The sequence below is a fragment of the Streptomyces sp. NPDC053665 genome (assembly GCF_055585285.1).
In genome coordinates this window covers 171,456-193,853 of record NZ_JBVJKK010000002.1, presented here as the reverse complement: position 1 = coordinate 193,853, position 22,398 = coordinate 171,456, and the positions used below count along the sequence as shown (strand labels likewise).

Sequence of the window (22,398 nt, the reverse complement as noted above, 5' to 3'; positions counted from 1 at the left end):
ACCTCCGGCGCGCGTGAGGGGCGTACCCGGTACCTGGTACGCCCCTCGTGCACGTGTGTGGGAAGGTCTACAACCCTTTACACAGACGTCAGTTGTGGCCGAAGCTGCGCTTCCGCTTGCGGGTCGCCACGTCGCCGGGGGTCAACTCGACCTCGGGCTGGGCCTCCGCCTCGGCCGCCGGACGGCGGTCCGCCCGCTGCCCGCGGTCGGTCGGACGCTGCTGCTTACGGTCACGGTTCTTGTTCTTGGCCATGGTGATGCCTCCTGTGGGGGATCTAGGGGCCAGGGCCGGGACCAGATTCACACACGCCGGCAACGCTCGCATGTCGGGCAATCACCGTGCGTGACAGGGGTAGTCGGAGAAGGGCAGGGCGAAACGCCACGCCGAAGATCGAGTTCCGGCCGTTAACCTCCGCGCCGTCGGGCAGACTCGAAGCGAGCCCCGAAGCAAACCTCCTGGGAAGCGGGTGAGTCGCGTGGACCGCTGCATCGTCCTGGTGGACGCCGGATATCTGCTGGGAGCCGCGGCGAGCCTCCTCGCCGGGGAGCCCTCGCGGTCCCGCATCACCGTCGACCACGCCGCCCTCATCCAGGCGTTGCGCGAGCGCGCCGAGTCCGACACCGCGCAGCCCCTGCTGCGCATCTACTGGTTCGACGGCGCCCCCGACCGCGTCCCCCAGCCCGAGCACCGCCGGCTGCGCGTCATGCCCCGGGTCACCGTCCGCCTGGGGGCACTGACCCGCAGCGACGGCCGCTGGGCGCAGAAGGGCGTGGACGCGGCCATGCACGCCGAGCTCACCGAACTGGCCCGCAACCGCGCCTGCTCCGACATCGTCCTGGTCACCGGCGACGGCGATCTGCTGCCCGGCATGATGGCCGCCAAGGAGCACGGCGTCGCGGTGCACCTGTGGGCCGTCCAGGCCGCCGACGGCGACTACAACCAGTCCGAGGACCTGGTCGCCGAGGCCGACGAGCGGCGCGTCCTGGACCGGACATGGATCACCAAGGCCGTCCGCGCCAAGGAGCACACGGGGGTGTGCGCCCCGCAGCCCGCGCCCCGGCCCGAGATCGCCGCGATCCTCTCCGCGCCCCTGCCGGACTCCGCCCTGTCCGCCCCGTCCGAGCGGCCCGCCTCGCAACCCGACCACCAGGTGGCCGGCCCCGCGGCCAACGGCACCGGCGAGCGGGTGCCCGCCGCCGCCAAAGGGGTCCCCACCCCCAAGGACCTGGCAGCCCTGCGGGCCCCCGGCGCCCAGCCCGAGCGGCAGCCCTCCTCCGCCACCCTGCGCTGGTCCTCCGACAAAGGGTGGGTCGACCGGCCCGCGCCCGAGCCCCCCGAGGCCGCCTCGATGCCGACGCTCGCCCAGCTGACCACCGCCGAGCAGCGCTGGGCCGACCGCGAGGAGGACATCACCACGGTCGGCGGCGACCCCTTCGAGGTGGGGCAGGTCTTCGCCCGGCGCTGGGTCGAGCGCCTCGGCGACCACGGCCACCTGCAGAAACTGTCCGGGATGTATCCCCGCATCCCGCACCGCGTCGACGGCGAGCTGCTGCGCTACGCCGCCCGCTTCGGTCTGCTCGCCCACAAGGACGACCAGATCGACGAGCGGGACCGCTACGCCATCCGGGCCGGCTTCTGGAAGGAGATCGGCGTCCGCACGGGTGTGGAGCACGCCCCGGCCGGCGACTGAGAATTCCCCGGGCGGATTTACCCTCACCCGCCGCCCCGGGAGCGGGCCGGGGTCCCGGACCCCGTAGTCTCGTCCCTTGTGAGTACGCGCGCGGCACAGGCATTTCGGCACGATGGGGACATCGTGTGCGCGGTGCGCGGGCTGACCAAGACGTATCCGGCCGGGCGGGGCCGGCGCGGAGTGCCCGCCACCCCCGAGGTCCGGGCCACGGACGACGTGCACGTGGACATCCGCCGGGGCGAGATCTTCGGCCTGCTCGGGCCGAACGGCGCCGGCAAGTCCACCCTCGTGCGGCAGCTCACCGGACTCATGCGGCCCGACCGCGGCAGCGTGGAGATCCTCGGTCACGACATCGTGCGCCACCCGGAACGGGCCGCGCGGATCCTCGCCTACCTAGGGCAGGAGTCGACCGCCCTCGACGAGCTGACCGTGTCGCTCGCCGCCGAGACCACCGGGCGGCTGCGCGGACTGGACGCCGCCCGGGCCCGCGCCGAGCGGGACGCCGTCCTGGACGAACTGGGCCTCGCCCCACTGGCCGGACGGCCGCTGAAGAAGCTCTCGGGGGGCCAGCGGCGCCTGGCGTGCTTCGCGGCTGCCCTGGTCGGGAAGCGGCCGCTGCTCGTGCTGGACGAGCCGACCACCGGCATGGACCCGGTGGCGCGGCGGGCCGTCTGGTCCGCCGTCGACCGGCGGCGCGCCGAGGACGGGACGACGGTGCTGCTGGTCACCCACAACGTCATCGAGGCCGAGACCGTGCTGGACCGGGTGGCCGTGCTGGACCGGGGGCGGGTCATCGCCTGCGACACCCCGGCCGGGCTGAAGGAACGGGTCGCCGGCGAGGTGCGGGTCGACCTCGTGTGGCGTCAGGCCGCGCCGCTGCACGTCCCGGAGGTGGCCGCGCTGCGGAACCGGGTCGCGGAGTCGGGCCGCCGCTGGACGCTGCGGCTCGGGCCCGAGGAGGCCCGGGCGGTCGTGGCGACCGTCACCGGCGGGGCCGCCTTCGCCGCGCTGGACGACTTCACCCTGACCACGCCCAGCCTGGAGGACGTCTACCTGGCCCTGGGCGGGGCCGCGCAGCAGGGGCTGGTGAAGGCGTGAGCCGCGCCGGTCTTGAGCAGCCGGGCCCCACCGTACGTACCGACTGCCGCAGTGGACCCGACGAAGGGGAGCAGCGCGACGTGAGTGTCGTACCCGCCGATGTCCTGCCGGGCGGTGCCCTGGCCGCCGAGGAGCCCGCCGCGGGCGCGGCCGAGCTCGGTCCCCGGGCGCGGCTGTGGCCCTCGCTGGCGGCCGTGTACCGGGCGCAGCTGTCCCGGGCGCGGGTGGCGCGGATCCCGCTGCTGTTCGTGGCGACCTTCCAGTCGGTCGGCATCATGATCCTGATGCGCGGGGTGGTGGACGACGGGGCGGAGGCGCAGGCGGTCGTCGCCGGTTCCTCGGTCCTGGTCGTCGCCTTCGTGGCGCTGAACCTGCTCGCGCAGTACTTCGGTCAGCTGCGGGCGAGCGGCGGGCTCGACCACTACGCGACCCTGCCGGTGCCGCCGGCGGCCGTGGTGCTGGGCGCGGCGGGCGCGTACGCCTCGTTCACCGTGCCCGGGACGGTCGTGACGGCCGTGTTCGGCTGTGTGCTCTTCGGGCTGCCGCTGGCCCACCTGTGGATCCTGGTGGCCGTCATCCCGCTCGCGGGCGCCGCGCTCGCGGGTCTGGGCGCGGCCCTCGGGCTGCTCGCGCCCCGGCCCGAGCTGGCCACGCTGCTGGGGCAGCTGGGCATGTCGGCGGCGCTGCTGCTGGGGGTGCTCCCCGCGGACCGGATGCCGGAGTTCGTGCGCTTCGCGCGGGACCTGCTGCCGTCCACCTACGGGGTGGAGGCGTTCGCCCGGACGTTCGGGCCGGACCCCGACTGGGCGTTCGTGCTGGGGGACCTCGCCGTGTGCGGGGCCGTGGGCGTCGTCTCGCTGGCCGTGGCGACCTGGGCGTACCGCCGGGCGGCCGTCCGGTGAGTCGGGACGGGTCGTCCGGTGACGCGGCACACAGGCGGGCCTGGCACGATGACAGGGTGACCGCACCGCTGACTCCGCCACCGCCACCCAACGACCACTCCGCTCAGGGACCGTGGCAGCCGCCGGCCGACGGGCCCGTGGCACCCGGCTCCGAGCACGCCGGGCACACCGCAGACGGCTGGTACGGACAGGACGGCCCCGGCATGAGGACGGAAGTACGCGAGGCCGGTGTGGTCGCCGTGGCCGTGGCCCTCGGCGGGCTGCTGCTGGGCCTGCTGTGGTGGAAGCTCGCGCCGCACGTCCCGCTGGTCGGGGACGCGACCGGCGGGAACTGGGTCGTCTACCTCAAGGACACCGAGGGCGAGCAGGCGATCGGCGTCGACGGCACGTTCGTGCTGCTCGCGCTGGCCTTCGGGCTGGTCAGTGCCCTGGTGGTGTTCCTGCTGCGCCGGCGCGGGGGCGTGCCGCTGGTGGTGGGGCTGGCCGTCGGCGGTCTGCTCGGCTCGCTGCTCGCCTGGCGGGTCGGGGTCTGGCTCGGACCCGAGCAGGATGTGATCGCGCACGCGCGGGAGGTCGGCAAGGGGGCGACGTTCTCCGCGCCGCTGAAGCTCGGGGCCAAGGGGGCGCTGCTGGCCTGGCCGCTCGCCGCCCTGGTGGTGCACCTCGGGCTCACGGCGCTGTTCGGCCCCCGGGACCCCGAGCCGGACTTCGCGGACGGGCCGCACGGAGGGCAGCCGCCGGCCTCGTAGCCGGCCGGCGCCGGAACCGCGGGGCTGGGGCGGCGCGCGGACCGGTGGGACGGGCCCGTGCCGGAAGCTCGCGGGCCGGGGCCTCGCGAGCCGTACGTCGTCGTCCGCCCGGGCGCCGCCGTTCCCGCCCGCGCCTGGCGCCGCCTGCCCTGTGGTGTCGTGCCGCGCCGCTCGCTCCGGGCGTCCCGAGCCGGGAGCGGCGGGCATCGTCGCCGGGGAGCGGCGGCCCGTGCCGTGTCGTGAGGGCGGGGCGCCGCCTGCCCCGTGGGGTCGCGCCGCGCCGCCCGCGCCGGCGTGGGGACGTGGTGCGGCCCGGCCTGGACTGGCGCCCGCGGCCTAGGGAGCGCGTCCGGTCAGGACGGGCGGCCGATCGGGGCCAGGACGGCCTGGGTGAGGGTCGCCAGGGTGTCCGGGGCGAGTTCCACCTCCAGGCCCCTCCGCCCCGCCGAGACGCAGATCGTCGCGTGGGCCGACGCCGAGGCGTCGAGGACGGTCGGGAGCCGCTTGCGCTGGCCCAGCGGGGAGATGCCGCCCCGGACGTATCCCGTGGTGCGTTCGGCGAGCGCCGGGTCGGCCATGGTCGCCCGCTTGCCGCCCACCGCCGCCGCCAGGGCCTTGAGGTCCAGCTGGCCCGCCACCGGGACCACCGCGACCGTCAGCGCTCCGTCGACGTCCGCGACCAGGGTCTTGAAGACCCGGTCGGGGGAGACGCCCATGGCCTGGGCGGCCTCCTCGCCGTAGGAGGGGTGGGCGGGGTCGTGGTCGTAGGCGTGGACCGTGTACCGCGCCCCGGCCGCCGTGAGGGCCACCGTGGCGGGTGTGCCGCCCTGCTGCTGCTTCTTCGCCTTCTTCGCCATGCCGGTCCGCTCAGTTGAGACTCATCGGGCCGCGCGTCAGCTCCGACGCCGGCAACGACGGCAGATTACGGATGATCGCCGTCTCGGCGCGAAGGAGTTTCAGCTCGTCGCGCAGGCGGGACGCCGTGTCGGGCGCCTGGAGCAGCCGCTGCTTGGTCGGGGTGTCGAGCATCATCGCCGCAGCCACGAGGTAGGACACCACGCCCGGTTCGTCGGGCAGGTCCGCCCCGGTCGTCAGGGACCGCTCGCGGGCGCCCGCCAGGCGCTTCTGGTACTGGCGGAAGGAGCGCAGCACGCCCTCCGCCAGCGGCGCGGCCTCGTCGCCGGGTTCCTCCGCGAGCGGTTCCAGCTCGGCCGTGAGGAACGGGCCGGACGCCTCGACCGAGAGCAGCTTCACCCGGGTGGTGCCGGTCGCCAGCACCTCGAAGGAGCCGTCGGTGCGCTCCCGGAGGGTCGCCGCGTCCGCGATGCAGCCGACCTTGTGGAACGCCTTGACCGGGTCCGGCCCGAAGCCCGCGGCGGGCCCGCGCTCGGGCACGGCGGTCGGATCGGGCATGCCGGGGGAGCTCGGGGCCACCTCGTGGCCGTCGCGGATCGCCACGACGGCGAACCGGCGCGGCTCGTCCTCGGGCGTCTTCAGCAGCTCGCGCATCATGGCGCGGTACCGCTCCTCGAAGACGTTGAGCGGGAGCACGAGCCCCGGGAACAGCACCGAGTTCAAGGGGAAGAGGGGGAGCCGGACGGTGGTCACGACCCAAGAGCCTAATGGTCGCCGCCGCGGACCCGTCCGCCCCGTTCACCCTGTGGATGCCGGGGCGGCTCCCCGGCCGCCGCGGCCATGATCTGCTCGCGCACGTCCAGGAAGTGGCCGAGCGGGTCGTCCGACATCCGGTCCCAGGGGAAGGAGGTGGCGTACGGGCCGTTCAGCCGCAGCTGTTCGCGGGCGTCCTGCCAGCGCTCCAGGCGCACCAGGACGAAGACCAGCAGGTTGCGCATCCGGGCGGGCCAGGGGTCGGCCACGGGCAGCAGCGGGGACAGGGCGATCGCCCGGTCGGCGGCCGCGTCGAGCCGTTCGCGCGGCACCTCGGGCCCGCAGCCGTCGGTGAGGTAGCCGAAGGCGGCCCTGACCGGCAGGGCCTGCACGAGGGCGCCGGCGGGTGCGTCCTGGGCGGCCCGGTCGGCGAAGTCGAAGCACTCGCGGTGCGAGCCGTGCCAGGAGGCGGCCAGGTAGCGCAGGGCCGCGACATGGCAGCCGTAGTGGTGCGGGGCGCGGCGGACGGCCGCCGCCCACAGTTCCTCGAAGTAGGTGTGCCCGGCCTGGGCACCCCGGGCGTGGTCGAGTGCGAGGCGCCACGGCACGGGATCGCACTGGTCGCCCCGGGCCGCCGCCGTGATCAGCGGACTCACCTCGCGCAGCAGTTCGGCCCGGGCCGGTGAGTCCCAGGCGCGGTCGACCGCGAGCTGCGCCCCGACCAGGAGCGCGTCGGGGTCCTTGGGGGCGAGGGCCAGCCACGCGTCCAGCCATGCGGGGCGCGAGCGGGCGAAGGCTGCCAGCCGGGTGACGTACCGGTCGCGTCGCTCCCACTCCCCGGCCGTCCGGGTGGCCAGGAGCAGGGCGGCGGCCGGGCCGTGCTCGCCGCGGGCGGCCGCGACCAGCGCCGGGCTCAGCCGTGCGTCGGGCGCGTCGAGCAGCACCTCGTCGTCGTCCGGCCGGCCGGCGGGGTGGGGGGTCCTTGTCATCCGGCTCGCGCGGATGAACGGCAACTGCATGGCCATGGTGCCGACCATTGAAAGTCGGCCGCTCGGGGCCGCGCCAGATCGTTCCGGCAAATCGACGAAAGTTGTATGCCCTGTGGTCAAGAGAAGGTAAAAACGTGACCGTTCTTCATCTTTGATCACAGCGTGCACATCACGTGCGCCGCAGCAGCCGCGTCGCGCCCGCCGCGACCGTCGTCGCCAGGATCCAGCCGAGCAGGATCATCGCCGTCGCCAGCCACTGCCACCCCCCGCGCAGCTGCCAGAAGCCCACCTGGCCCAGGTCGACGACCGGCAGCAGCAGGTCGAGGGTGAAGAGCACCGGGCTCCACTCCGGGTGCTCGCCGCGCTTCATCGGCGGGTGCCCGGCCTGCGCGAAGGCGACGGACCCCGCCGCCCACAGCACCACCATCCACACCGCCGCCCGCCCCGGCCGGTAGCCGTAGGCGACCGTCCAGTCCTGCGCGTAGCCCCACACCTTGGCCGCCGGCGGCAGGCTCTCGCGATGCCGGCGCTGCTTGGCGAGCAGCACCTCGCGGGCGCCCTGGTCCTCCCCGCCCGCCCGCAGCACGGCCGCGAGCCGCTCGTACGGCTCCGGGTTGTACTCGGCGGTCGCCGCGGCGACCCACCGGAGCCGCTCGTCCAGCGGGAACGGCCCGCGCGGCACGAGGTTCTCGTAGGCGAAGCCGCCCATGTGCAGCCGCCCGGGGCCGGGCCAGGCGTCCGCCCGGTCCATCAGGTTGACGACCTTCGCCCCGGACAGCACCACCCGCCCGCGCGCCGGCCGCTCCCCGAGGAACCGCAGCTCCGGCGTCTGCACCCGGCGCAGCGACACCTCCTGGTCGTCCGCGAGGGTGAACCGGGCCAGCTCGAAGTCGACGGCGTCGCCGAACCGCCCGTCGTCCAGCCGCATCCCGCCCTCGCAGGCGAACCGCTGGATCCGGGTCCCCTCCGCCGGGGTCATCCCGCTCATCGCCTGCGCGCCCACGCCCGCCGGGGTCAGGTACAGACTGCGCTCGACGGTCAGCTGCGGGGCGTTCAGCGCCAGCCGGGCGTACGGGTGGGCCAGACGGGCCCCGCGCAGGCTCAGCGACACGCCGACGGTCGCCGCGCGCAGGCTCAGCTCGCCGTGCGACTCCAGCAGCTCGGCCTGGAGGTCCTGGCCGACGGTCAGGCCGTCCGCCGCGATCGACCGGCCGCTGCGGTCCCGGTGCACGACCGCCTGGTTCAGCATCAGGTCCGTGCCGATCTGCGCGTCGGTGAGCCGGATACCGTGGTGGAAGCGGCAGCGCGGCAGGTGCAGGTCGCCCTCCGTCTGCACCCGGGCCGCCTCCAGCCGCGGCACCGAGCAGTCGACCATCCGCAGGGTCGTGAAGCGGGCCTCCGGCAGCAGCACGTCCTGCTCGAACCGGCAGCGGCGCAGCTCCACGTACGGCTCCACCGTGCCGCCCGCGAGGTCCAGCGAGCCGCTGACCTGCACCCCGACCAGCTTCAGCGACGCCACCCGCCCGGCCAGGGCGGGCGGTCCGTCCAGCAGCAGCCAGCACACGATGCGCGCCCGCACGGTCCGCTCCGCGTCCCACGGCCCGCCCGCGTGCGGGTCGTCCGCCACGGCGTCCCCACTGCTCAGGTCGTACACGCTGCCGTTGCGGAACGCCTGCCACATGCCCGCCTCGGCGGCGGTGAGGTCGTCGGGCAGCTCCCCGGCGCGCACGCCGTCCCCCTCGGTCACCGGTCTCCCTCCCTCCCCGGATACTCGCGGGTTGGTCCCTTCGTACAACCGTTCATGCCCGCAGGGTGACGGTCCGAAAGCACGGAGTGAGGGCGAAGTGAGGGCGGTCTTCCGGAATCCGCGGCGCGTTGTATCAGCCATTGATACGCGCGGACAGTGCCTCACCCGGGTCTGAGAGAATTGAGCACGTGATCTCCCGAATCGATCTGCGCGGCGACGCCCTCGTCGAGGGCCCCGCCCTGCGTGACCTGCTGCCCCGAGCCGACTTCGACGTACAGGCCGCCCTGGACAAGGTGCGTCCGATCTGCGAGGACGTGCATCATCGGGGCGACGCGGCGCTGATCGACGCGGCCGAGCGGTTCGACGGGGTCCGGCTCGACCAGGTGCGCGTCCCCGCCGCCGCGCTCACCCGCGCGCTGGAGGAGCTCGACCCGGCCGTGCGCGCGGCCCTGGAGGAGTCCATCCGCCGTGCCCGGACCGTCCACCGCGCGCAGCGCCGGTCCACGCACACCACCCAGGTCGTGCCCGGCGGAACCGTGACCGAGAAGTGGGTTCCGGTCGAGCGCGTCGGGCTGTACGCACCCGGCGGCCGGTCGGTCTACCCGTCCTCCGTGATCATGAACGTGGTGCCCGCGCAGGAGGCCGGCGTGGAGTCCGTCGCGCTCGCCTCGCCCGCGCAGGCCGACTTCGGCGGTCTGCCGCACCCGACGATCCTCGCCGCCTGCGCCCTGCTCGGCGTCGACGAGGTCTACGCGGCCGGCGGTGCCACGGCCGTCGCGATGTTCGCCTACGGCACCGAGTCCTGCGCCCCCGCGAACATGGTCACCGGCCCCGGCAACATCTGGGTCGCCGCCGCCAAGCGCTACTTCACCGGCAAGATCGGCATCGACGCCGAGGCCGGCCCGACCGAGATCGCGGTCCTCGCCGACGACACCGCCGACCCGGTGCACATCGCCTCTGACCTGATCAGCCAGGCCGAGCACGACCCGCTGGCCGCCGCCGTCCTGGTCACCGACTCCGCCGACCTCGCCGACGCCGTCGAGAAGGAACTGGAGCCGCAGGTCGCCGCCAGCAAGCACGTCGAGGACCGCATCGTCCCGGCCCTGTCCGGCAGGCAGTCGGCGATCGTCCTGGTCGACGGCGTCGAGGAGGGCCTGAAGGTGGTCGACGCGTACGGCGCCGAGCACCTGGAGATCCAGACCGCCGACGCCGCCGCGGTGGCCGACCGGGTCCGCAACGCCGGCGCGATCTTCATCGGCCCCTGGGCGCCCGTGTCGCTGGGCGACTACGCCGCCGGCTCCAACCACGTCCTGCCCACCGGCGGCTGCGCCTGCCACTCCTCGGGCCTGTCCGTGCAGTCCTTCCTGCGCGGCATCCACGTCGTCGACTACACGCGCGAGGCGCTGGCCGACGTCGCGCACCACGTGGTCACACTGGCCGAGGCGGAGGACCTGCCGGCCCACGGCGCGGCGATCAAGGCGAGGTTCGACTGGAAGGTTCCGCAGGGCAAGTGAGCGACGTGACGATCGACGATCTCCCCGTACGCGACGAACTGCGCGGCAAGTCCCCCTACGGCGCGCCCCAGCTGGACGTCCCCGTACGGCTGAACACCAACGAGAACCCCTATCCGCTGCCCGAGCCGCTGGTCGAGCGCATCGCCGAGCGGGTCCGGGAGGCGGCCAGGAACCTGAACCGCTACCCCGACCGGGACGCGGTCGAGCTGCGCACCCGGCTCGCCGCCTACCTGACCGACACCTCGGGCCACGAGGTCGGTCCGGCGAACGTCTGGGCGGCCAACGGCTCCAACGAGGTCATCCAGCAGCTGCTGCAGACCTTCGGCGGCCCGGGCCGCACGGCGATCGGCTTCGAGCCGTCGTACTCGATGCACGCGCTCATCGCGCGGGGCACCGGGACGGGCTGGATCTCCGGGCCGCGCGGTGCGGACTTCACGATCGACCTCGCCGCCGCCGAGCGGGCCATCGCCGAGCACCGGCCCGACGTGGTCTTCGTCACCACCCCCAACAACCCCACGGGCAACGCCGTCCCGCGCGAGACCGTCCTCGCGCTGTACGAGGCCGCGCAGGCGGCGAAGCCGTCGATGGTGGTGGTCGACGAGGCGTACATCGAGTTCAGCCACGGCGACTCGCTGCTGCCGCTGCTCGAGGGGCGCCCGAACCTCGTCGTCTCGCGCACCATGTCCAAGGCGTTCGGCGCGGCGGGCCTGCGCCTGGGCTACCTGGCCGCCCACCCGGCCGTCGTCGACGCGGTCCAGCTGGTCCGGCTGCCGTACCACCTGTCCGCCGTCACCCAGGCGACCGCCCTGGCCGCCCTGGAACACACGGACACGCTGCTCGGTTATGTGGAACAGCTGAAGGCCGAGCGGGACCGCCTGGTCACCGAGCTGCGGGCGGCCGGCTACGAGGTCGTCGACTCCGACGCGAACTTCGTCCAGTTCGGGCGGTTCGACGGCGAGGGCGGCGCGCACGCGGCCTGGCGCTCGATCCTCGACCACGGGGTGCTGGTACGGGACAACGGCATCCCCGGGTGGCTGCGCGTGTCGGCCGGCACCCCCGAAGAGAACGACGCGTTCCTCGACGCGGTCCGTGCACTGAAGAAGGAGCAGAGTCAATGAGCCGCATCGGACGCGTGGAGCGGACGACCAAGGAGACCTCGGTCCTCGTCGAGATAGACCTCGACGGCACCGGCAAGACGGAGATCTCCACCGGCGTCGGCTTCTACGACCACATGCTCGACCAGCTCGGCCGGCACGGTCTGTTCGACCTGACCGTGAAGACCGAGGGCGACCTGCACATCGACTCGCACCACACGATCGAGGACACCGCCCTCGCCCTCGGCGCCGCCTTCCGGCAGGCCCTCGGCGACAAGGTCGGCATCTACCGCTTCGGCAACTGCACGGTCCCGCTGGACGAGTCCCTCGCCCAGGTCACCGTCGACCTGTCCGGCCGCCCCTACCTCGTGCACACCGAGCCCGAGAAGATGGCGCCGATGATCGGCGAGTACGACACCACCATGACCCGGCACATCCTGGAGTCCTTCGTGGCCCAGGCGCAGATCGCCCTGCACGTGCACGTGCCCTACGGGCGCAACGCGCACCACATCGTGGAGTGCCAGTTCAAGGCGCTGGCCCGGGCCCTGCGCTACGCCTCCGAGCGCGACCCGCGCGCGGCCGGCATCCTCCCCTCCACGAAGGGCGCCCTGTGAGCGGCATCTCGACCCTGCTGATCGTCGTCGGCCTGTTCCTCGCCGGCGGGGTCTACTCGTTCGTGAAGCAGAAGATGCCCAAGGGCCTGATCGTGCTGCTGTCGATCGGCGCGGCCATGTGCCTGGTCGCCGGCGTCGTGCGACTGGAGGTGTGGAATTGAGCAGCCCCCTGAAGACGCGGAAGAAGGTCGTCGTCTTCGACTACGGCTTCGGCAACGTCCGCTCCGCCGAGCGCGCCCTCGCCCGCGCGGGAGCCGACGTCGAGATCACCCGTGACTACGACAAGGCCATGAACGCCGACGGCCTGCTCGTGCCCGGCGTCGGCGCCTTCGCCTCCTGCATGACGGGGCTGCGCGAGGCGCGCGGCGACTGGATCGTCGACCGCCGCCTGTCCGGCGGCCGGCCCGTCATGGGCATCTGCGTCGGCATGCAGATCCTCTTCGCGCGCGGCATCGAGCACGGCGTCGAGAGCGACGGACTCGACGAGTGGCCCGGCTCGGTCGAGCCGCTCCAGGCCGAGGTCGTGCCGCACATGGGCTGGAACACCGTGGAGGCGGCGCCCGGTTCGCGGCTGTTCGCCGGCCTCGACGCGGACGCCCGCTTCTACTTCGTGCACTCCTACGCCGTCCACGACTGGTCCCTGGAGACGCACAACCCGACGATCGAGGCCCCCAAGGTCACCTGGTCCACGCACGGCAAGCCGTTCGTCGCCGCCGTCGAGAACGGCGCCCTGTGGGCCACGCAGTTCCACCCCGAGAAGTCCGGCGACGCCGGAGCCCAGCTGCTGAACAACTGGATCGGAACCCTCTGATGGCTTCGAAGCTCGAACTCCTGCCCGCCGTCGACGTCCGTGACGGCCAGGCGGTCCGCCTGGTGCACGGCGAGTCCGGCACGGAGACCTCCTACGGCTCCCCGCTGGAGGCCGCCCTGGCCTGGCAGCGCTCCGGGGCGGAGTGGCTGCACCTGGTCGACCTGGACGCGGCGTTCGGCACCGGCGACAACCGCGAGCTGATCGCCGAGGTCGCCAGGGCCATGGACATCAAGGTGGAGCTGTCCGGCGGCATCCGCGACGACGACACCCTCGCCGCCGCTCTCGCCACCGGCTGCACTCGCGTCAACCTGGGCACGGCCGCCCTGGAGACCCCCGAGTGGGTCGCCAAGGTCATCGCCGAGCACGGCGACAAGATCGCGGTGGGCCTGGACGTGCGGGGCACCACCCTGCGCGGCCGCGGCTGGACCCGCGACGGCGGCGACCTCTACGAGACGCTGGAGCGCCTGAACAAGGAGGGCTGCGCCCGCTACGTCGTCACCGACATCGCCAAGGACGGTACGCTCCAGGGCCCCAACCTGGAACTGCTGAAGAACGTCTGCGCGGCCACCGACCGGCCGGTCGTCGCCTCCGGCGGCGTGTCCTCCCTGGACGACCTGCGGGCGATCGCCGGTCTGGTACCGGCCGGTGTCGAGGGCGCGATCGTAGGGAAGGCGCTGTACGCGAAGGCGTTCACCCTGGAAGAGGCCTTGGAGGCTGTGTCGTCATGACGTCCGAAGCCGTACGGCGTGTGCAGAGCGGAAGTCCCTGGGAAGAGTCCTTCGGTTTTGCACGGGCCGTGGCGGCGGGTGACCGTGTGCTCGTCGCGGGCACGACCGCCTTCAAGGGCGACGTGCTCTACGGCGAGGGCGACCCCTACGAACAGGCCAAGGTGGCCTTCACCACCGCCCTGGAGGCGATCGCCGAGTTCGGCCTCACCGCCGACTCGGTGATCCGCACCCGGGTCCACCTGGCCCACGCGCGGGACGTGGAGGCGGTCGGACGGGCCCACCAGGAGCTGTTCGACGCCGTGCGCCCGGCCGCGACCCTGCTGGTCGTGCAGGGGTTCATCGACTCCCGGGTCCTGGTGTCGGTGGAAGTCGAAGCATTCAGAGGCACTCCCTCAGCGGAACACTAGAGGAGCACGATTCATGACCCTGGCGGTCCGAGTCATCCCCTGCCTGGACGTGGACAACGGCCGGGTCGTCAAGGGCGTCAACTTCCAGAACCTGCGCGACGCGGGCGACCCCGTCGAGATGGCGAAGGTGTACGACGCCGAGGGCGCCGACGAGCTGACGTTCCTGGACATCACCGCCTCGTCGGGCGACCGGGAGACCACCTACGACGTGGTGCGCCGCACGGCCGAGCAGGTGTTCATCCCGCTCACGGTCGGCGGCGGCGTGCGCACGGCCGAGGACGTGGACAGGCTGCTGCGGGCCGGTGCCGACAAGGTCGGCGTCAACACGGCGGCCATCGCCCGCCCGGAGCTGATCCGCGAGATCGCCGAGCGCTTCGGCCGCCAGGTCCTGGTCCTGTCGGTCGACGCGCGCCGCACCGCCTCGGGCTCCTTCGAGGTGACCACCCACGGAGGCCGCCGTGGCACCGGCATCGACGCCGTCGAATGGGCCCACCGGGCCGCCGAGTTGGGCGCGGGGGAGATCCTGCTCAACTCGATGGACGCGGACGGCACGAAGGACGGCTACGACCTGGAGATGATCCGCGCCGTCCGCAAGCACGTCACGGTCCCGGTCATCGCCTCGGGCGGCGCGGGCGCCCTGGCCGACTTCCCGCCGGCCGTCGAGGCGGGCGCGGACGCGGTCCTGGCCGCGTCGGTCTTCCACTTCGGCGACCTGCGCATCGGCCAGGTCAAGCAGACCCTGCGGGAAGCGGGCCACCCGGTGCGGTGAGCTCCCGCCCCACAGAGATGCCCCGGCCGCGCCACGCGACCGGGGCTTTCTCAGATCCCGAGCTGCTTCGACTGCCGGAGCTTGGTGATGGCGTTCTCGTCGCCGGCCAGGTCCACCTTGGCCGCGCTCTGGCGGCCGTAGGAGAACAGGACGAGTTCGGACGGCTCGCCGGTGACCGTGACGACCGGCGTGCCGCGGTGGGCGACCGCCGTCTGACCGTCCGGGCGGCGCAGCACCAGGCCCGTCGGGACGCCCCGGCCCATCAGCCGGGCGGTGCGCTCCAGGCGGGACCACAGCGCGTCCTGGAAGACCGGGTCGAGCTCGCGCGGGGACCAGTCCGGCTGGGCGCGTCGCACGTCCTCGGTGTGGACGTAGAACTCGACGATGTTCGACGCCTCGTCGACGGGCTTGAGGGAGAACGGGGAGAAGCGCGGCGGACCCGTGCGGATCAGCTGGATCAGCTCCTCGTACGGCTTGTCCGAGTACTCGGCCATCACCCGGTCGAGCCGGGACGCGAGCTGTTTGATCAGCATGCCTCCGGCGGCGTCCGGGCGGCGCTCGCGCACCACCACGTGGGCGGCGAGGTCCCGGGTCAGCCAGCCCTCGCACAGGGTGGGCGCGTCCGGGCCCGCGGTCTCCAACAGGTCGGCGAGGAGAAGTCGTTCACGCTTGGCATGGGTCGACATGCGGCCAGCCTACGACCGGCCCCCCGGTCCGCCCAGCGGACGTGCCGGTCGGACCGCCGCGCCGGTCCGCCCAGTGGACACCGGAGAGGGTCCGGCGGCGCGGCGCGGCACAATGGTCGGCATGACCAGCACGCCCGACCGGCCCGGCCGCCTCGACCCGGAGATCGCCGCGCGCCTCAAGCGCAGCGCCGACGGCCTCCTGCCCGCCATCGCCCAGCAGTACGACACCAAAGAGGTGCTCATGCTCGGCTGGATGGACGACGAGGCCCTGCACCGCACCCTGACCACCGGCCGGTGCACGTACTGGTCGCGCAGCCGCCGCGAGTACTGGGTCAAGGGCGACACCTCCGGCCACGTCCAGTGGGTCAAGTCCGTCGCGCTGGACTGCGACGCCGACACGCTCCTGGTCCAGGTCGACCAGGTCGGCGCGGCCTGCCACACCGGGGCGCGCACCTGCTTCGACGAGGACGTGCTGCTGAAGGACGGCGACACCGGCGCCCCCGGCACGGATCAGTAAGGTCACTGGCCATGGACCTCGAGACGTTCCGCAAGCTCGCCACCGACCGGCGGGTCATCCCCGTCACCCGCAAGCTCCTCGCCGACGGCGACACCCCGGTGGCGCTCTACCGCAAGCTCGCCGCGGAGCGCCCCGGCACCTTCCTGCTGGAGTCGGCGGAGAACGGCCGCTCCTGGTCCCGGTACTCCTTCGTCGGCGTCCGCAGCGCCGCCACCCTGACCGAGCGCGACGGCGAGGCCCACTGGCTCGGCGCCCCGCCCGTCGGCGTCCCCACCGGCGGCGACCCGCTCGCCGCGCTGCGGGCCACCATCGAGGCCCTGCACACCCCCCACCAGGAGGGCCTGCCGCCCTTCACCGGCGGCATGGTCGGCTACCTCGGCTACGACATCGTCCGCCGCCTGGAGAAGATCGGCCCCGGCGAACGCGACGACCTCCGGCTGCCCGAACTGACCATGCTGCTGACCAGCGACCTCGCCGTCATGGACCACTGGGAGGGCTCGGTCCTGCTGATCGCCAACGCGATCAACCACAACGACCTGGAGACGGGCGTCGACGAGGCCCACGCGGACGCGGTGGCCCGCCTCGACGCCATGCAGGCCGACCTGACCCGCCCGGTCCCCCAGCCCCCGGCCGTGCTCCCGCCCTCCGAACTGCCCGCGTACACCGCGCTGTGGGGCGGCCCCGACTACCAGGAGGCCGTCGAGGACATCAAGGAGCGCATCCGGGCCGGCGAGGCCTTCCAGGTCGTGCCCTCCCAGCGTTTCGAGACGCCCTGCACGGCGAGCGCCCTGGACGTCTACCGGGTGCTGCGGGCCACCAACCCCTCGCCGTACATGTACCTCTTCCGCTTCGACGGGTTCGACGTCGTCGGCTCCTCGCCCGAGGCCCTGGTCAAGGTCGAGGACGGCCGGGCCATGGTGCACCCCATCGCGGGCACCCGCCGGCGCGGCGCCACCCCGCAGGAGGACCAGGCCCTCGCCGAGGAACTGCTGGCCGACCCCAAGGAGCGCGCCGAGCACCTCATGCTCGTCGACCTGGGCCGCAACGACCTGGGCCGCGTCTGCGAGCCCGGCTCGGTCGAGGTCGTCGACTTCATGTCCGTCGAGCGCTACTCGCACGTGATGCACATCGTCTCCACGGTCACCGGCCGGGTGGCGCCCGGCCGCAGCGCCTTCGACGTCCTCACCGCCTGCTTCCCGGCCGGGACCCTCTCCGGCGCCCCCAAGCCCCGCGCGATGCAGATCATCGACGAACTCGAGCCGTCCCGGCGCGGGCTGTACGGCGGCTGCGTCGGCTACCTCGACTTCGCCGGCGACTCCGACACCGCCATCGCCATCCGCACCGCCCTCCTGCGCGACGGCACCGCGTACGTGCAGGCCGGAGCGGGTGTCGTCGCCGACTCGGACCCCGTCGCCGAGGACACCGAGTGCCGCAACAAGGCGGCCGCGGTGCTGCGCGCGGTGCACACCGCCAACCGGCTGGGCGGGGCCTGAGACGAACCCCGGGTGACGTATCGCCCCGGGTTCAGGCGATAGTGGAGTACGTGACTGCCGTACCTCACCCCCGTTCCGAAGCCGCCGGACCCGCCCGGGCCGGCCGCCTGAGCCTCGCCGTCGCCCTGCTGGGCGGCGCGCTCGGCGCGGCCGTGGCCCTGCTCGCCACCCGGCAGCAGTGGTCGGAGGGCACCGCGACGGTGGCCGGCGGCGCGTTCCCCCTCACCGCCAGGGGCAGCGACGTCACGGGCGTCCCCGCGGCGCTCGCCATAGTCGGCCTCGCCGCGCTCGTCGCCGTGTTCGCCGTGCGCCGCGCCGGCCGCCTCGTCGTGGCCGCGCTGCTCGCCCTGTCCGGCGCCGGCATCGTCGTCGCGGCCCTGCTGGGCGCCTCCGACAGCTCCGCGCTCGACGAGCAGGCCGCCCAGGCCACCGGCGACACCTCCGCCTCCGTCGGCGCCCTCAGCCACACCGCGTGGCCGTACGTCGCGGCCGCCGGTGGCGTCCTGATCCTGCTCGCCGGGCTGCTCGCCCTGCGCTACGGCCGCCTGTGGCCGGGGATGTCCGGCCGCTACGAACGCGGCGCCGGCCGGCCCCAGCCGCGCCGCGCGGCCCCGGCCGCCGACCCCGACCGGCCCGAGGACCTGTGGAAGGCGCTGGACCGGGGCGAGGACCCGACCGGCGCCTGAGCCGCACGGGTGAGCGCGGGGCCCACCCCCGGTGACCCGGCGGGCGCGCGTGCGGGACAATGTCCCCGAGCGTCCTGCTCAGACACGCACACAGCAACGAGGAGCAAGCAATGGCGGGCAGCAGCCACGGTCACACCCCGGCCGCCTGGACCGGTGTCATCATCGCCTTCATCGGTTTCTGCGTCGCGGGCGCCTTCATGGTGATGGACCAGCCCGCGGGCTTCTGGGCGGGCATCGCGCTCACCCTCCTCGGCGGTGTCGTCGGCGGCATCATGCGCATGATGGGCCTGGGCCAGCCGAAGGAGCACCACCAGCCGCACCAGACCACCGGCGACCGCGAGCCGGCGGGCGCCCAGGGCTGAGCACGGCGCCCTCGGGCGTCCTCGCACGAGGGGCGGCCGGCACGCACGTGCCGCGGCCGCCCCTCGCGCGTGCCCGGGGCACAATGCCTGGTGTGAACACCGACCGCCGCCGGGTGCCGACCGGCCTCCCGGGCCGTCTCGCGGTCCCCGCCGGGGTGCTCGCGGCCGTCGCGGCCGCCTTCGCCTACGTCGGCGCGGTGGACCCCAACGAACCCGGCCACTACCCGGCCTGCCCGCTGCTGCGCTATACGGGCCTGTACTGCCCCGGCTGCGGCGGGCTGCGCAGCGCCCACGCCTTCGTCCACGGCGACCTTTCCGCCGCCCTCCAGGGCAACGCCCTCGCGGTCGCCGGCTACCTCGCCTTCGCGGTGCTCTGGACCGTCTGGGTGGTCCACGCCGTCCGCGGGCGCCCGCTGCGGATCGACCCTCCCGCCGCGCTGATGTGGAGCCTCGGGGCATTGCTGCTGGTCTTCACGGTTGTCCGGAACCTGCCCTTCGGTGGCTGGCTCCATCCTTGATCCACTCCGGTATGTCCAGGTAGTGGGACCGGCGTCAACCGGATGTGAGGCCTACGCCCCGCTGCGGATACCATCGCAGTGACCATCGGTTTTCGATCGGTCGCTGGAACTGTCAAGAGTCTGGAAGGGGGCCGCTCGCGTGAGTGTGCTCGACGAGATCATCGACGGAGTCCGAGCCGACCTCGATGAGCGGCAGGCGCGCGTCAGCCTCGACGAGCTCAAGGAGCGCGCGGCGAAGGCTCCCGCCGCCAAGGACGGCGCTGCCGCACTGCGCGGCGACGGCGTCAAGGTCATCTGCGAGGTCAAGCGCTCCAGCCCCTCCAAGGGCGCCCTGGCCGCCATCGCCGACCCGGCCGGCCTCGCCGCGGACTACGAGGCGGGCGGCGCCGCCGTCATCTCCGTCCTCACCGAGCAGCGCCGCTTCGGCGGTTCGCTCGCCGACCTGGAGGCCGTGCGCGCCCGGGTGGACATCCCGGTGCTGCGCAAGGACTTCATCGTCACCTCGTACCAGCTGTGGGAGGCCCGCGCCTACGGCGCCGACGTCGCCCTGCTGATCGTCGCCGCCCTCGACCAGCCGGCCCTGGAGTCCCTCATCGAGCGGGCCGAGTCCATCGGGCTCACCCCGCTGGTCGAGGTGCACGACGAGGACGAGGTGGACCGCGCCGTCGACGCGGGCGCCCGGGTGATCGGCGTCAACGCCCGCAACCTGAAGACCCTCGAGGTCGACCGCGGCACCTTCGAGCGCGTGGCCCCCGAGATCCCGGACCACATCGTCAAGATCGCCGAGTCCGGCGTGCGCGGCCCGCACGACCTCATCGCCTACGCCAACGCCGGCGCCGACGCGGTCCTGGTGGGCGAGTCCCTCGTCACCGGCAAGGACCCGAGGACGGCGGTGTCCGACCTGGTGGCCGCCGGCGAACACCCCGCTCTCCGGCACGGCCGGAGCTGACCTGCCGCTAGGCTTGCCCCGATGACGACCATCCTGACGACCGTGGACCGGTACGCCCGCCTCGCGCGCGGCTGCCGCCCCCGCGGCTGCCGTGCGCCCGCCCGCCGGGTCCACGGCCGCCGCGTCCGGTACGTCATCGGCGACGAGCCGGGCCAGGTCAACGGCATGCGATGGCAGCGCGCCCGTTAGGGGCGCGGGGAACTGCGCGACGCCACACACGGCCCGCGGTCGACGACACAGCCCTGCCCCCACGGCGATCAGTGATCCACCCACACTCACCGTGAGGTATCCGCATGCCCAGCCAGTTCTTCATCCCCGACCCCGAGGGTCAATCACCGGACCCCGAGGGCTACTTCGGGGCCTTCGGCGGCAAGTTCATCCCCGAGGCCCTCGTCGCCGCCGTCGACGAGGTGGCCGTCGAGTACGACAAGGCCAAGCACGACCCGGAGTTCGCCAAGGAGCTCGACGGCCTCCTGGCCGACTACACCGGCCGCCCCTCCGCCCTCACGGAGGTGCCCCGCTTCGCCGAGCACGCCGGCGGCGCCCGCGTCTTCCTCAAGCGCGAGGACCTGAACCACACCGGCTCGCACAAGATCAACAACGTGCTCGGCCAGGCCCTGCTCACCAAGCGCATGGGCAAGACCCGGGTCATCGCCGAGACCGGCGCCGGCCAGCACGGTGTCGCGACCGCCACCGCCTGCGCCCTCTTCGGCCTCGACTGCACCATCTACATGGGCGAGATCGACACGCAGCGCCAGGCCCTCAACGTGGCCCGCATGCGCATGCTCGGCGCCGAGGTCATCGCCGTGAAGTCCGGCAGCCGCACGCTCAAGGACGCCATCAACGAGGCGTTCCGGGACTGGGTCGCCAACGTCGACCGCACCCACTACCTCTTCGGCACGGTCGCCGGACCGCACCCCTTCCCGGCCATGGTCCGCGACTTCCACCGCGTCATCGGCGTCGAGGCCCGCCGCCAGCTCCTGGAGCGCGCCGGGCGCCTGCCCGACGCCGCGATCGCCTGCGTCGGCGGCGGCTCCAACGCCATCGGCCTGTTCCACGCCTTCATCCCCGACGAGGGCGTCCGCCTGATCGGCTGCGAGCCCGCCGGGCACGGCGTCGACACCGGTGAGCACGCGGCGACCCTCACCGCGGGCGAGCCGGGCATCCTGCACGGCTCCCGGTCCTACGTCCTCCAGGACGAGGAGGGCCAGATCACCGAGCCCTACTCGATCTCGGCCGGCCTGGACTACCCGGGCATCGGCCCCGAGCACTCCCACCTGAAGGACTCCGGCCGCGGCGAGTACCGCGCGGTCACCGACGACGCGGCCATGCAGGCCCTGCGCCTGCTGTCCCGCACCGAGGGCATCATCCCCGCCATCGAGAGCGCCCACGCCCTGGCCGGCGCCCTCGAGGTGGGCCGGGAACTCGGCGAGGACGGGCTGATCGTGGTCAACCTCTCCGGGCGTGGCGACAAGGACATGGACACCGCCGCGCGCTACTTCGGTCTGTACGACACCGACGCCCAGGTCGCCGAGGACGCCTCCGGCACCGCCGAGATCGAGGGGGACGCCAAGTGAGCGGCAACATCCGGCTGTTGAGCGACACCCTGGCCGCGGCCCGGTCCGAGGGGCGCGCGGCGCTGATCGCCTACCTCCCGGCCGGCTTCCCGACCGTGGACGGCGGCATCGACGCGATCAAGGCCGTCATCGACGGCGGCGCCGACGTCGTCGAGGTGGGCCTGCCGCACAGCGACCCGGTCCTGGACGGCCCCGTCATCCAGACCGCCGACGACATCGCCCTGCGCGGCGGCGTGAAGATCGCCGACGTGATGCGCACCGTCCGCGAGGCCCACGCGGCCACCGGCAAGCCCATCCTCGTCATGACGTACTGGAACCCCATCGACCGCTACGGCGTGGAGCGGTTCACGGCCGAGCTGGCCGAGGCGGGCGGCGCCGGGTGCATCCTGCCCGACCTGCCCGTGCAGGAGTCGGCGCTGTGGAGGGAGCACGCGGAGAAGCACGGCCTCGCCACCGTCTTCGTCGTCGCCCCCAGCAGCAAGGACGAGCGGCTCGCGCAGATCACCGCGGCGGGCAGCGGCTTCGTGTACGCCGCCTCCCTCATGGGCGTCACCGGCACCCGCGCCAGCGTCAGCAACCAGGCCCAGGACCTGGTGGAACGCACCCGGGCCAGCGGGACGGACCTGCCGGTCTGCGTCGGCCTGGGCGTCTCCACCCCCGCCCAGGCCGCCGAGGTCGCGGGCTTCGCCGACGGCGTGATCGTCGGCTCGGCCTTCGTCAAGGCCATGCTCGACGCGCCCGACGAGGCGGCCGGCGTCGAGGCCGTGCGCGCGCTCGCCGGCGACCTCGCCCAGGGCGTGCGCGGACAGGCGTAGCACGACCGGAAGTCATACGGGTCCCTCGTACGGGTGGACCTGGGGCCGGGGAGGCGCGGTGCGTCTCCCCGGTT

At 73.6% G+C, this 22,398-nt stretch carries 27 protein-coding genes; 21 read left to right on the top strand and 6 right to left on the bottom strand.

What is annotated here, in order from left to right:
* Nucleotides 1–88: 88 nt before the first annotated feature.
* Entirely contained in the window at nucleotides 89–253 is a 165-nt protein-coding gene (locus tag ACZ6ZN_RS08440; protein ID WP_369196239.1) for a hypothetical protein, read from the bottom strand.
* A gap of 223 nt (nucleotides 254–476) precedes the next feature.
* On the opposite strand from ACZ6ZN_RS08440, the gene ACZ6ZN_RS08435 reads away from it, so the two are divergent.
* From ACZ6ZN_RS08435 to ACZ6ZN_RS08420, 4 genes are all read left to right on the top strand, one after another.
* Entirely contained in the window at nucleotides 477–1,691 is a 1,215-nt protein-coding gene (locus ACZ6ZN_RS08435) for an NYN domain-containing protein (protein WP_469644332.1), read from the top strand.
* A gap of 123 nt (nucleotides 1,692–1,814) precedes the next feature.
* Complete coding sequence (locus ACZ6ZN_RS08430; protein WP_469644330.1) at nucleotides 1,815–2,789, top strand: ABC transporter ATP-binding protein; 975 nt, start codon at nucleotides 1,815–1,817, stop codon at nucleotides 2,787–2,789.
* Between the two features lie 80 nt (nucleotides 2,790–2,869).
* A complete protein-coding gene (locus ACZ6ZN_RS08425; RefSeq protein WP_451878252.1) occupies nucleotides 2,870–3,691 on the top strand; it encodes an ABC transporter permease in 822 nt (273 codons plus the stop codon).
* Between the two features lie 56 nt (nucleotides 3,692–3,747).
* A complete protein-coding gene (locus ACZ6ZN_RS08420) occupies nucleotides 3,748–4,440 on the top strand; it encodes an AAA family ATPase (RefSeq protein WP_469644327.1) in 693 nt (230 codons plus the stop codon).
* A gap of 353 nt (nucleotides 4,441–4,793) precedes the next feature.
* Here the strand turns inward: ACZ6ZN_RS08420 and ybaK are convergent, their stop codons facing one another.
* The 4 genes from ybaK to ACZ6ZN_RS08400 all read right to left on the bottom strand — a co-directional run bounded on the left by ybaK (nucleotide 4,794) and on the right by ACZ6ZN_RS08400 (nucleotide 8,784).
* A complete protein-coding gene (ybaK, locus tag ACZ6ZN_RS08415; RefSeq protein ID WP_469644325.1) occupies nucleotides 4,794–5,297 on the bottom strand; it encodes a Cys-tRNA(Pro) deacylase in 504 nt (167 codons plus the stop codon).
* 10 nt (nucleotides 5,298–5,307) lie between these two features.
* Nucleotides 5,308–6,048 carry an LON peptidase substrate-binding domain-containing protein gene (locus ACZ6ZN_RS08410; protein WP_451878250.1) on the bottom strand — a complete coding sequence of 247 codons (741 nt, stop codon included), beginning with the start codon at nucleotides 6,046–6,048 and terminating at the stop codon, nucleotides 5,308–5,310.
* Between the two features lie 11 nt (nucleotides 6,049–6,059).
* Nucleotides 6,060–7,085, bottom strand: a complete 1,026-nt coding sequence (locus ACZ6ZN_RS08405) for a hypothetical protein (protein WP_451878249.1) — start codon at nucleotides 7,083–7,085, stop codon at nucleotides 6,060–6,062.
* Nucleotides 7,086–7,206: 121 nt separating this feature from the next.
* A complete protein-coding gene (locus ACZ6ZN_RS08400) occupies nucleotides 7,207–8,784 on the bottom strand; it encodes an oxidoreductase (RefSeq protein WP_469644322.1) in 1,578 nt (525 codons plus the stop codon).
* Nucleotides 8,785–8,972: 188 nt separating this feature from the next.
* Here ACZ6ZN_RS08400 and hisD point away from each other — a divergent pair, with 188 nt between their 5' ends.
* Genes hisD through hisF form a run of 8 tightly spaced genes read left to right on the top strand, consistent with a single transcriptional unit; the run spans nucleotide 8,973 to nucleotide 14,721 of the window.
* Nucleotides 8,973–10,298, top strand: a complete 1,326-nt coding sequence (gene hisD / locus ACZ6ZN_RS08395) for a histidinol dehydrogenase (RefSeq protein WP_451878247.1) — start codon at nucleotides 8,973–8,975, stop codon at nucleotides 10,296–10,298.
* Nucleotides 10,295–11,416 (top strand): histidinol-phosphate transaminase, encoded by a 1,122-nt coding sequence (locus ACZ6ZN_RS08390; protein ID WP_451878246.1) that lies wholly within the window; start codon nucleotides 10,295–10,297, stop codon nucleotides 11,414–11,416. Before hisD ends, ACZ6ZN_RS08390 begins: the two co-directional genes overlap by 4 nt.
* Nucleotides 11,413–12,006 carry an imidazoleglycerol-phosphate dehydratase HisB gene (gene hisB / locus ACZ6ZN_RS08385; RefSeq protein WP_333931219.1) on the top strand — a complete coding sequence of 198 codons (594 nt, stop codon included), beginning with the start codon at nucleotides 11,413–11,415 and terminating at the stop codon, nucleotides 12,004–12,006. The genes ACZ6ZN_RS08390 and hisB overlap by 4 nt, the downstream gene beginning before the upstream one ends.
* Nucleotides 12,003–12,167 (top strand): hypothetical protein, encoded by a 165-nt coding sequence (locus ACZ6ZN_RS08380; RefSeq protein ID WP_398112007.1) that lies wholly within the window; start codon nucleotides 12,003–12,005, stop codon nucleotides 12,165–12,167. Before hisB ends, ACZ6ZN_RS08380 begins: the two co-directional genes overlap by 4 nt.
* Before the next feature lie 8 nt (nucleotides 12,168–12,175).
* Nucleotides 12,176–12,817, top strand: a complete 642-nt coding sequence (gene hisH / locus ACZ6ZN_RS08375; RefSeq protein ID WP_398112059.1) for an imidazole glycerol phosphate synthase subunit HisH — start codon at nucleotides 12,176–12,178, stop codon at nucleotides 12,815–12,817.
* Nucleotides 12,817–13,545: a bifunctional 1-(5-phosphoribosyl)-5-((5-phosphoribosylamino)methylideneamino)imidazole-4-carboxamide isomerase/phosphoribosylanthranilate isomerase PriA gene (gene priA / locus ACZ6ZN_RS08370; protein ID WP_451878245.1), complete on the top strand. Its 729-nt coding sequence runs from the start codon at nucleotides 12,817–12,819 to the stop codon at nucleotides 13,543–13,545. The genes hisH and priA overlap by 1 nt, the downstream gene beginning before the upstream one ends.
* On the top strand, nucleotides 13,542–13,952 hold the full coding sequence (locus ACZ6ZN_RS08365; RefSeq protein ID WP_398112006.1) for a RidA family protein: 411 nt from the start codon (nucleotides 13,542–13,544) through the stop codon (nucleotides 13,950–13,952). Before priA ends, ACZ6ZN_RS08365 begins: the two co-directional genes overlap by 4 nt.
* 13 nt (nucleotides 13,953–13,965) lie before the next feature.
* Nucleotides 13,966–14,721: an imidazole glycerol phosphate synthase subunit HisF gene (gene hisF, locus ACZ6ZN_RS08360; protein ID WP_398112005.1), complete on the top strand. Its 756-nt coding sequence runs from the start codon at nucleotides 13,966–13,968 to the stop codon at nucleotides 14,719–14,721.
* A 50-nt stretch (nucleotides 14,722–14,771) separates the two neighbouring features.
* Here the strand turns inward: hisF and ACZ6ZN_RS08355 are convergent, their stop codons facing one another.
* Entirely contained in the window at nucleotides 14,772–15,407 is a 636-nt protein-coding gene (locus ACZ6ZN_RS08355; protein ID WP_398112004.1) for a TIGR03085 family metal-binding protein, read from the bottom strand.
* A 121-nt stretch (nucleotides 15,408–15,528) separates the two neighbouring features.
* On the opposite strand from ACZ6ZN_RS08355, the gene hisI reads away from it, so the two are divergent.
* The 9 genes from hisI (at nucleotide 15,529) to trpA (ending at nucleotide 22,324) form a co-directional block, all read left to right on the top strand.
* Nucleotides 15,529–15,924 (top strand): phosphoribosyl-AMP cyclohydrolase, encoded by a 396-nt coding sequence (gene hisI, locus ACZ6ZN_RS08350; protein WP_469644318.1) that lies wholly within the window; start codon nucleotides 15,529–15,531, stop codon nucleotides 15,922–15,924.
* 11 nt (nucleotides 15,925–15,935) lie between these two features.
* Nucleotides 15,936–17,417, top strand: coding sequence for an anthranilate synthase component I (locus ACZ6ZN_RS08345; protein WP_398112002.1), 1,482 nt, complete (start codon nucleotides 15,936–15,938; stop codon nucleotides 17,415–17,417).
* A gap of 41 nt (nucleotides 17,418–17,458) precedes the next feature.
* Nucleotides 17,459–18,103: a TIGR02234 family membrane protein gene (locus ACZ6ZN_RS08340; protein WP_451878243.1), complete on the top strand. Its 645-nt coding sequence runs from the start codon at nucleotides 17,459–17,461 to the stop codon at nucleotides 18,101–18,103.
* Between the two features lie 110 nt (nucleotides 18,104–18,213).
* Nucleotides 18,214–18,465: an HGxxPAAW family protein gene (locus ACZ6ZN_RS08335; RefSeq protein ID WP_398112000.1), complete on the top strand. Its 252-nt coding sequence runs from the start codon at nucleotides 18,214–18,216 to the stop codon at nucleotides 18,463–18,465.
* Nucleotides 18,466–18,548: 83 nt separating this feature from the next.
* Nucleotides 18,549–18,983 (top strand): DUF2752 domain-containing protein, encoded by a 435-nt coding sequence (locus tag ACZ6ZN_RS08330; protein WP_398111999.1) that lies wholly within the window; start codon nucleotides 18,549–18,551, stop codon nucleotides 18,981–18,983.
* A gap of 139 nt (nucleotides 18,984–19,122) precedes the next feature.
* Entirely contained in the window at nucleotides 19,123–19,932 is an 810-nt protein-coding gene (trpC, locus tag ACZ6ZN_RS08325) for an indole-3-glycerol phosphate synthase TrpC (protein ID WP_398111998.1), read from the top strand.
* 21 nt (nucleotides 19,933–19,953) lie between these two features.
* Nucleotides 19,954–20,121, top strand: a complete 168-nt coding sequence (gene trpM / locus ACZ6ZN_RS08320; protein ID WP_398111997.1) for a tryptophan biosynthesis modulator TrpM — start codon at nucleotides 19,954–19,956, stop codon at nucleotides 20,119–20,121.
* 104 nt (nucleotides 20,122–20,225) lie between these two features.
* Nucleotides 20,226–21,509: a tryptophan synthase subunit beta gene (gene trpB / locus ACZ6ZN_RS08315; protein ID WP_398111996.1), complete on the top strand. Its 1,284-nt coding sequence runs from the start codon at nucleotides 20,226–20,228 to the stop codon at nucleotides 21,507–21,509.
* On the top strand, nucleotides 21,506–22,324 hold the full coding sequence (trpA, locus tag ACZ6ZN_RS08310) for a tryptophan synthase subunit alpha (protein WP_469644311.1): 819 nt from the start codon (nucleotides 21,506–21,508) through the stop codon (nucleotides 22,322–22,324). The genes trpB and trpA overlap by 4 nt, the downstream gene beginning before the upstream one ends.
* The last annotated feature ends 74 nt before the right edge of the window (nucleotides 22,325–22,398 follow it).